Source organism: Microbacterium sp. Bi128, assembly GCF_918698205.1.
In genome coordinates this window covers 1-6,630 of sequence record NZ_CAKKMM010000221.1, presented here as the reverse complement: position 1 = coordinate 6,630, position 6,630 = coordinate 1, and the positions used below count along the sequence as shown (strand labels likewise).

7 protein-coding genes and 1 riboswitch are annotated in these 6,630 nt (G+C 71.9%); of the genes, 4 read left to right on the top strand and 3 right to left on the bottom strand.

Annotated features, from left to right (window positions below; all coding sequences use genetic code 11):
* The 3 genes from LQV45_RS15230 to LQV45_RS15220 all read right to left on the bottom strand — a co-directional run.
* On the bottom strand, nt 1-783 hold a 783-nt coding region (locus LQV45_RS15230; protein WP_230007756.1), incomplete at its 3' end, for an arginase family protein.
* Between the two features lie 59 nt (nt 784-842).
* Nucleotides 843-1,595, bottom strand: a complete 753-nt coding sequence (locus LQV45_RS15225; RefSeq protein ID WP_230007755.1) for a PspA/IM30 family protein — start codon at nt 1,593-1,595, stop codon at nt 843-845.
* A 90-nt stretch (nt 1,596-1,685) separates the two neighbouring features.
* The gene (locus LQV45_RS15220; protein WP_230007754.1) at nt 1,686-3,734 is read right to left on the bottom strand and encodes a TPM domain-containing protein; all 2,049 of its coding nucleotides are present in this window, start codon (nt 3,732-3,734) and stop codon (nt 1,686-1,688) included.
* Nucleotides 3,735-3,857: 123 nt separating this feature from the next.
* On the opposite strand from LQV45_RS15220, the gene LQV45_RS15215 reads away from it, so the two are divergent.
* From LQV45_RS15215 to LQV45_RS15200, 4 genes are all read left to right on the top strand, one after another.
* Nucleotides 3,858-4,691 carry a DUF3097 domain-containing protein gene (locus LQV45_RS15215; protein WP_230007753.1) on the top strand — a complete coding sequence of 278 codons (834 nt, stop codon included), beginning with the start codon at nt 3,858-3,860 and terminating at the stop codon, nt 4,689-4,691.
* Between the two features lie 77 nt (nt 4,692-4,768).
* Complete coding sequence (trmB, locus tag LQV45_RS15210) at nt 4,769-5,488, top strand: tRNA (guanosine(46)-N7)-methyltransferase TrmB (protein WP_230007758.1); 720 nt, start codon at nt 4,769-4,771, stop codon at nt 5,486-5,488.
* Nucleotides 5,485-6,357 carry a CPBP family intramembrane glutamic endopeptidase gene (locus LQV45_RS15205; RefSeq protein WP_230007752.1) on the top strand — a complete coding sequence of 291 codons (873 nt, stop codon included), beginning with the start codon at nt 5,485-5,487 and terminating at the stop codon, nt 6,355-6,357. Before trmB ends, LQV45_RS15205 begins: the two co-directional genes overlap by 4 nt.
* 57 nt (nt 6,358-6,414) lie before the next feature.
* Nucleotides 6,415-6,479, top strand: a riboswitch (guanidine-III (ykkC-III) riboswitch).
* Nucleotides 6,480-6,489: 10 nt separating this feature from the next.
* On the top strand, nt 6,490-6,630 hold a 141-nt coding region (locus tag LQV45_RS15200), incomplete at its 3' end, for an SMR family transporter (RefSeq protein WP_230007757.1).

The window sequence follows — 6,630 nt, the reverse complement described above, 5'->3', positions numbered from 1 at the left end:
GCCGAGGTCGTCGACAGCGGCCGCCGGTGAGGCGGGCGAGAACTCCGTGATCGTCGCTCCCGCGAGGGGGAGGCGCTCGCGCAGCCGCCGGATCGAGGCCACCACGTCGGCCGCGCGGGCCCCGAAGGGCTCGGGCAGGGCGACGCCGCTGATCTCGGCGGGGTCGAGGACGTCGAGGTCGAGGTGGATGAACACGCGCGAGGCGCCGGTGGCCACGACCGCGTCGGCGAGAACGTCGGGATCGGCCAGCCCGGATGCCGGGACCATACGGATGCCGTGCTCGTCGATGTAGCCCTTCTCGTCGTCGTCCATGGCGCGGGTGCCCGCGAGCACGATGCGCGAGAGCGGGATGCCGGGGCGGAGGCGCAGGGGATCGACCCCGTCGCCCAGGATGGCGCGCAGCACCATGCCGTGGAACGCTCCGCTGGGCGAGGACTCGGGGGTGTGGAGATCGGCGTGCGCATCGATCCAGACGATCGCGAGATCGTCGCCGGCAGTGGCCGAGACCGCGCCGAGGGCGACGCCGCAGTCTCCGCCGATCGTCACCGCGTGTTCGCCGCGGACCGCCGCGACGGTGTCGTGGATGCGCTCGCGCATGCGGGCGAGGGCGCTGGCGCGGAGCACCTTCGTCCCCTGGGCGTCGCCGGCCTCGGCCGGCGCCTCGATCGCGAGGGTCGCGGCGCGAGGGAGGTCGCCGGCGATCGCCTCGGCCCCGTCGATCAGCTGCATCGCGCGCGAGGACGACGAACCTTGCCACTGCGGGGCGATGACGAAACGCGTCATGGGGTGCCTGTCGGAGAAGGGGAGCGCACCGCCGCGAGGGCGGTGCGCTCCCGCGACGATCAGAGGTCGGGGCTCGGTGCGTCGATCGCGGCGCGCTGGGGGCCGCCCGTCTTCAGCGCGGCCAGACGCGCCTCGACCTCGGTGAGCTCCCCGACGTCTTCGAGGGCGTTGAACTGCGCGTCGATGCTCGACGCGGCCAGCTCCTGCTTGCCCGCGGCGAGGGCCTCTTCGCGGCGGATCTTGTCCTCGAACCGGCCGAGCTCGCTCGTGGGGTCCAGCACGTCGATCGACTTCACGGCGTCGTGGACCTTGTTCTGGGCCTCGGCCACCTTGGCGCGCGCCAGCAGTTCGCTGCGCTTGGACCGCAGCTGCTCGAGCTTGCCCTTCATGCCGTTGAGGCCGTCCTTGAGCTTGTCGACGACCTCGGTCTGCGAAGCGATCGTGGGCTCGGCGGCCTTGGCCTCGCTCTCGGCGGTGATCTGCCGCTGCAGAGCGATCTTGGCGAGGTTGTCGAACTTGTCGGCCTCGCCCGCGTTGCCGGCGGCACGCAGCTCGTCGCCCTTGCGGCTGGCGGCGAGGGCCTTGTTGCCCCATTCGGCGGCGGCCTGGACGTCTTCCTGGTGATCGCGCTCGAGCAGGCGCAGGTTGCCGATGGTCTCGGCGATCGCCGATTCCGCATCGGCGATGGAGTTGGAGTAGTCGCGGACGAGCTGGTCGAGCATCTTCTGCGGGTCCTCGGCCTGGTCGAGGAGCGAGTTGATGTTCGCGCGGACGAGGGTCGAGATGCGACCGAAGATGGACTGCTTGGCCATGCGGGATTTCCTTCCTGAGGCGACGGTGTCGAGTCTGGTGGGGGATGCTACGAGTTTTCTGTGACGGCCCTCATGGCCGCGTGAGGGGAATCAGAAGCGGCCCCCTCCGCGGCGGGCGCGGGACCCGCCCGACGAGGAGCCTCCGGAACGTCCGCGGGATCCGCCGGAACCGAAACCGCCCGACCGGGATCGGCCGCCGCCTCCGCCCATCATTCCGCCCAGGCCGCCGAGTCCGCCGCCGCCGAAGCCCCCGCGGCCGCGGGATCCGCCGCCGAGGAGCGCGTTGACGGCGATGCCGCCGAGGATCGCGCCCATCATGTCGCCGCCGCCCCCACCCGCTCGGGTTCCCTCGAACGCTCCGACATCGTTCTGCGCGAGCGAGGCGGCCTCACCGGCAAGACTCGCGGCGCGCTGCGCGGACGACAGCGCCGCGACGGGATCGGCGGTGCGCAGCTGCTCGGCCTGAACGGGGGCGGCGCCGGCCTCGGCCAACCGGGTGCGGGCGGTCGGTCCGATCGCTCCCCGTCGGGCGGAGATGAAGCTCTCGGTCGCCGAGACCTGGGCGCGCGCTTGCACCAGCACCGTGTCGAGTTGCGACTCCGCGCGCCGACGCCGTGCGATCTCGTCGCGCGCGGCGTTCAGCACCGTGTCGATCGCGGCATTGCCCTGCTCGAGCGCCGCGAGGGCGCGCACCGGCGACGGTCGCGGCGGAGCCAGGGCGGCGCGCCCGGCCTCGAGCTGAGCGCGCGCGGTCGCCACCGCGCCCGCTACCTGACCGTCCGGGTCGGGCAGCGCCGCCGCCGCGGCGATGTCGCCTTCGATCTCGGCGACGAGGTCGGTCGCGCGACGCTCGGCGGTCGCCAGGTCGGCCGCCAGTGACGCGATGGCGTTCTCGAGGCTCTCGGCCTGCGCGACGGCGGATTCTCCCGCGCGGATCGCGACCGCCGCCTCGCCGGTCGTGCTCGCGGCGATCGCGGTCTCGGCCGTCGCGAACTGATGGGCGGCCAGATCCAGGCGAGCCCGGGCCTGTGCCGGGTTGTCGGCGACGGTGGCCAGGGCATCGTCGGCGTAGCGTTCGCTCAACGACCGCAGCTCGGTCGCCGCGGAGTCGAGCGCCGCCGCGACCGTCGCGTGACGTTCGCGCGCACGGGTGAGTGCGGCGGGGGCGTCGGATTCGAGGGCCCGCAGCTCGTCGAACGCGGCGGCCTTGGCATCCAGGCCCGCGTCGGCTGCCGCGCACAGCCGCAGGATCTCGGCGTACCCCGCGCGGCGTTGGTCGTCGGTCTCGGGGACGTCGTCGTCGAGCTGCTGCGAGATCGTGAAGGCGCGATCGAGGTCGGCCTTGGCCTGGGCGAGCACTTCGGTGTACGGCGCGGCGGCCGCGTCGCCGAACTGGGCACGGGCGAAGCCGAGCTCTTGTTCGCTCGTCTTGATCGCGTCGTCGGTGGCCACGAGGGCGGATCCGGCGCGACGGGCGAGATCGCCGATGCTCTCGCTCGCGGACGCGCCCGGGCCCGCCGGGGCGCCCCGCCGCCGGCGCAGCCACAGCCACAGCAGACCGCCGCCCAGGGCGAGGACGAGGAACACCACCAGCGCGATGAGAGCGACGTCGGGACCGCTCCCGGCGGGAGTGGGAGCAGCGGGCTCGGAACCGCGCGCCGCGCTCGTGATCCCCGTCGCTGCGGCGTCGGCCGCACCGGCGTAATCGCCCGCCGTCAGCGCGGGCTGTACGCGGTCCTGCTCGATGGTGGCCAGCTGCGACGCCGACAGCGTGCCGTCGTCGACGTCGCCCGAGAGATAGAAGGCGCGCCCGTCGACGGAGACGGCGAGGAGGTACTGATGCGGACCGAGATTGTTGCGGTTGGCGGTCTCGTTGGCCCAGTCCTCGGCGGCGGCGGGCTGCGTGAACTCGTCGACGTACACGACCCACATGTCGAGACCGGTCTGTTCGGCCAATCGGATCAGACGCGACTGTACCTCGGCCTCTTGCGCGTTCGTGAGCACGTCGGCCTGATCGAGGACGTAGCTCGATCCGAGCGGTGGCGGTTCGACCGCGGAGGCCGCTGCGGGCAGACCGAGGACGGACGCCGTCGCGATCACCAGCCCCGCCATGATCGCGGCCGTCTTCGGCTTTCGCATGCATTCCCCTTCGGCGCTGAGGACCCCACTCTATAAAGCCCCTCCGACACCCGGGAAGGATCGGCGCGTCCGCTCCGGGCGTACGCGCCCGCCGCATAGGCTCGGGCGTTCGGAGGTACCCCCATGGACGATCGTTACGGCACCGATGTGCTCGCCCGCGGCTGGCGCGACGCCGGTCGGAAGAAAGCGGCTCAGGTCGCGGCATCCGTCGATCTGGTCGTCGAGGTCGCCGGTGACGGATTCTGCGGAGCGGTCACCCGCCTGGAGGGGATGAATGTCGAGTTGGAGGACCGCCTCGGCACGCGTCGGCTCTTCCCGCTCGGCGGCGGGTTCCTCGTCGACGGCGAGCCGGTCGTGCTCGTCGCGCCCACCGCCGCCCCGAAGGGCCGCACCCGGACCGCCTCCGGATCCTTCGCGGCACCGGATCAGCGCGCGCGCACCGCTCGGGCCAGCCGTATCTTCGTCGAGGGCAAGCACGACGCGGAACTCGTCGAGAAGGTGTGGGGTGCGGACCTGCGCGCCGAGGGCGTCGTGGTGGAGTTCCTCGAGGGCGTCGACCTGTTGGAGCAGGCGCTGGATGCCGAGCCCCCGACCGCGGAGCGGCGCTACGGCGTGCTCGTGGACCACCTCGTGCCGAACTCGAAGGAGTCGCGCATCGCGGAGAAGATCGCGCGCGGCCGTCACGGCGCGCACGTGCGGATCGTGGGTCACCCCTTCGTCGACGTGTGGCAGTGCGTCACGCCGCGCGCGCTCGGCATCGCGGCGTGGCCGGAGGTGCCCCGCGGCATCGAGTGGAAGGCGGGCGTGTGCCGTGCGCTCGGGTGGCCCGCCGAGGAGCAGGCCGACCTCGCCCGTGCCTGGCAGCACATCCTGTCGCGCGTGACCACGTTCCGCGATCTCGAACCGGCCCTCCTCGGCCGTGTCGAAGAGCTCATCGACTTCGTGACCATCCCGTGAGCGGCCGCAAGCCTCGCGAGCAGTCGCGCGACCCGCGCGACGACGGTGCGCCGCAGGCGTCGCCTACCCTGGATGCCATGGAGACCCCCGTCTACCGCGACCGTCCGGTGTCGTTCGTCCGCCGCAGCGGTCGCATGTCGGAGGCGCAGGATCGGGCGTGGGCCGAGCTCTCGCCGTTCTACCTGCTGTCGGTGGAGCGGGATGCCGCGGCCACGAGCGTCCGCCCGGGATCGGCGATCGATCCGGCCGAGGTCTGGGGCCGCCGCGCGCCGCTGATCGTGGAGATCGGCTCCGGTCAGGGGCACCAGATCGTCTCGGCCGCGGCCGCGCGGCCCGATGCCGATTTCCTCGCGGTCGAGGTCTTCGCCGCGGGCCTGGCGCGCACGATGCTCGACGCCGAGCGCGAGGGGCTGCGCAATCTCCGCCTCGTCGAAGCCAACGCCCCCGAGGTCCTGGAGCATATGCTCCCCGTGGCATCCGTCGACGAGCTGTGGTTGTTCTTCCCCGATCCGTGGCACAAGAACAAGCACACGAAGCGTCGCCTCGTCGCTCCCGAGTTCGCCCGGATCGCGGCGCAGGCGCTGCGGCCCGGTGGCACTCTGCGCCTCGCGACCGACTGGCAGGACTACGCCGACCAGATGCGCGCCGTGCTCGACGAGGCCGCGGAGTTCGAACGGGACTTCCCCGGCGAGTGGGCCGAGCGGTTCGATGGTCGGGTCCTCACCGCGTTCGAGCGCAAGGGGCTGCGCGTCGGGCGCGACATCCGCGATCTGACCTACACGCGCCGCACGCCATGACCTCGCACGCCGTCGAGCCCGAGCACGCCCGCCGCACCTGGACGGCGAAGCTCTTGCCGGCGGTGTTGGTGTGTCTCGCGGCGCCGGTGCTGTTCGTCGTCCAGATCGTCTGGCTCGGCTGGATCGTGCTGGCTCTCGCCGTGGCATCCGCGGTCGTCGTCGACCGACGCGCGGGTGTTCCGATCCTGCCCGGACAGCGGGCCGACCCGGCCCCGAGCATCGCCCGTGACGTGTTCCTCATCGCGCTCGGGCAGTTCGTCGTGAGTCTGATTCCCCTCAAGGCCGAGCTCGACGACGCGGCCTTCGTGCGGTTCACGCTCGCCCTCGGCGGCGCCGTCCTCCTTCCCTACGTCCTGTCCCGGTTCGTCTTCCACGACCGGGCGATCCGCTTCCCCTGGCGCGGCGGTGGACGCTGGGCGTGGTGGCAGTGGGCGTGGCTCGCCGGAGTGATCGTGCTCGGCTGGCTGATCCTGCCGTTCTACTTCGTCACCTCCGGCGTCTACATGAACTGGCCGGTGGTGGACACCCCGGAGCTGATCGCACGCCTGTTCGTCGGCGTCGGGGCCGTCGGCATCTGGGACGAGCTGTTCTTCGTGTGCACGGTGTTCGCCCTGCTCCGTCGACACTTCCCGGACGTCAGCGCCAACGTGCTCCAGGCGATCGTGTTCGTGTCGTTCCTGTGGGAGCTGGGCTACCAAGCGTGGGGTCCGGTGCTGACGATCCCCTTCGCGCTCGTGCAGGGGTTCCTCCTCTTGCGCACGCGGTCGCTGTGGTACGTCGTGACGGTGCACTTGCTCTTCGACGCGGTCGTGTTCGGCGTGCTCGTGCACGCCCACAATCCGGATGCCGTGTCGATCTTCCTGATCTGAGCCGCTTTTCCCGCGTCGGCGTGCACGGGTGGTGCCCAGGAGCGCTTGCTACCGTCGGATCCGGCGCACACCGCGTCACCGGACGAGGGATCAGTACCCGGACTGCGACAAGACTGGCCAAGGAGCTCTGTCATGTCGTGGATCGTTCTCGTCGTCTCCGGTGTCCTCGAAGCCGTCTGGGCCACGGCGCTCGGCCGCTCGGAGGGATTCACCAAGCTCGGCCCGAGCATCGTCTTCGGCGTCGCGCTGGTGGCGAGCATGGGCGGGCTGGCG

Bases quoted from the DNA above. Each gene is read 5' to 3' on its own strand.
- LQV45_RS15205 (WP_230007752.1), top strand. From the start codon at position 5,485: ATGACCTCGCACGCCGTCGAGCCCGAGCACGCCCGCCGCACCTGGACG.
- LQV45_RS15220 (WP_230007754.1), bottom strand. From the start codon at position 3,734: ATGCGAAAGCCGAAGACGGCCGCGATCATGGCGGGGCTGGTGATCGCG.
- LQV45_RS15215 (WP_230007753.1), top strand. From the start codon at position 3,858: ATGGACGATCGTTACGGCACCGATGTGCTCGCCCGCGGCTGGCGCGAC.
- trmB (WP_230007758.1), top strand. From the start codon at position 4,769: ATGGAGACCCCCGTCTACCGCGACCGTCCGGTGTCGTTCGTCCGCCGC.
- LQV45_RS15225 (WP_230007755.1), bottom strand. From the start codon at position 1,595: ATGGCCAAGCAGTCCATCTTCGGTCGCATCTCGACCCTCGTCCGCGCG.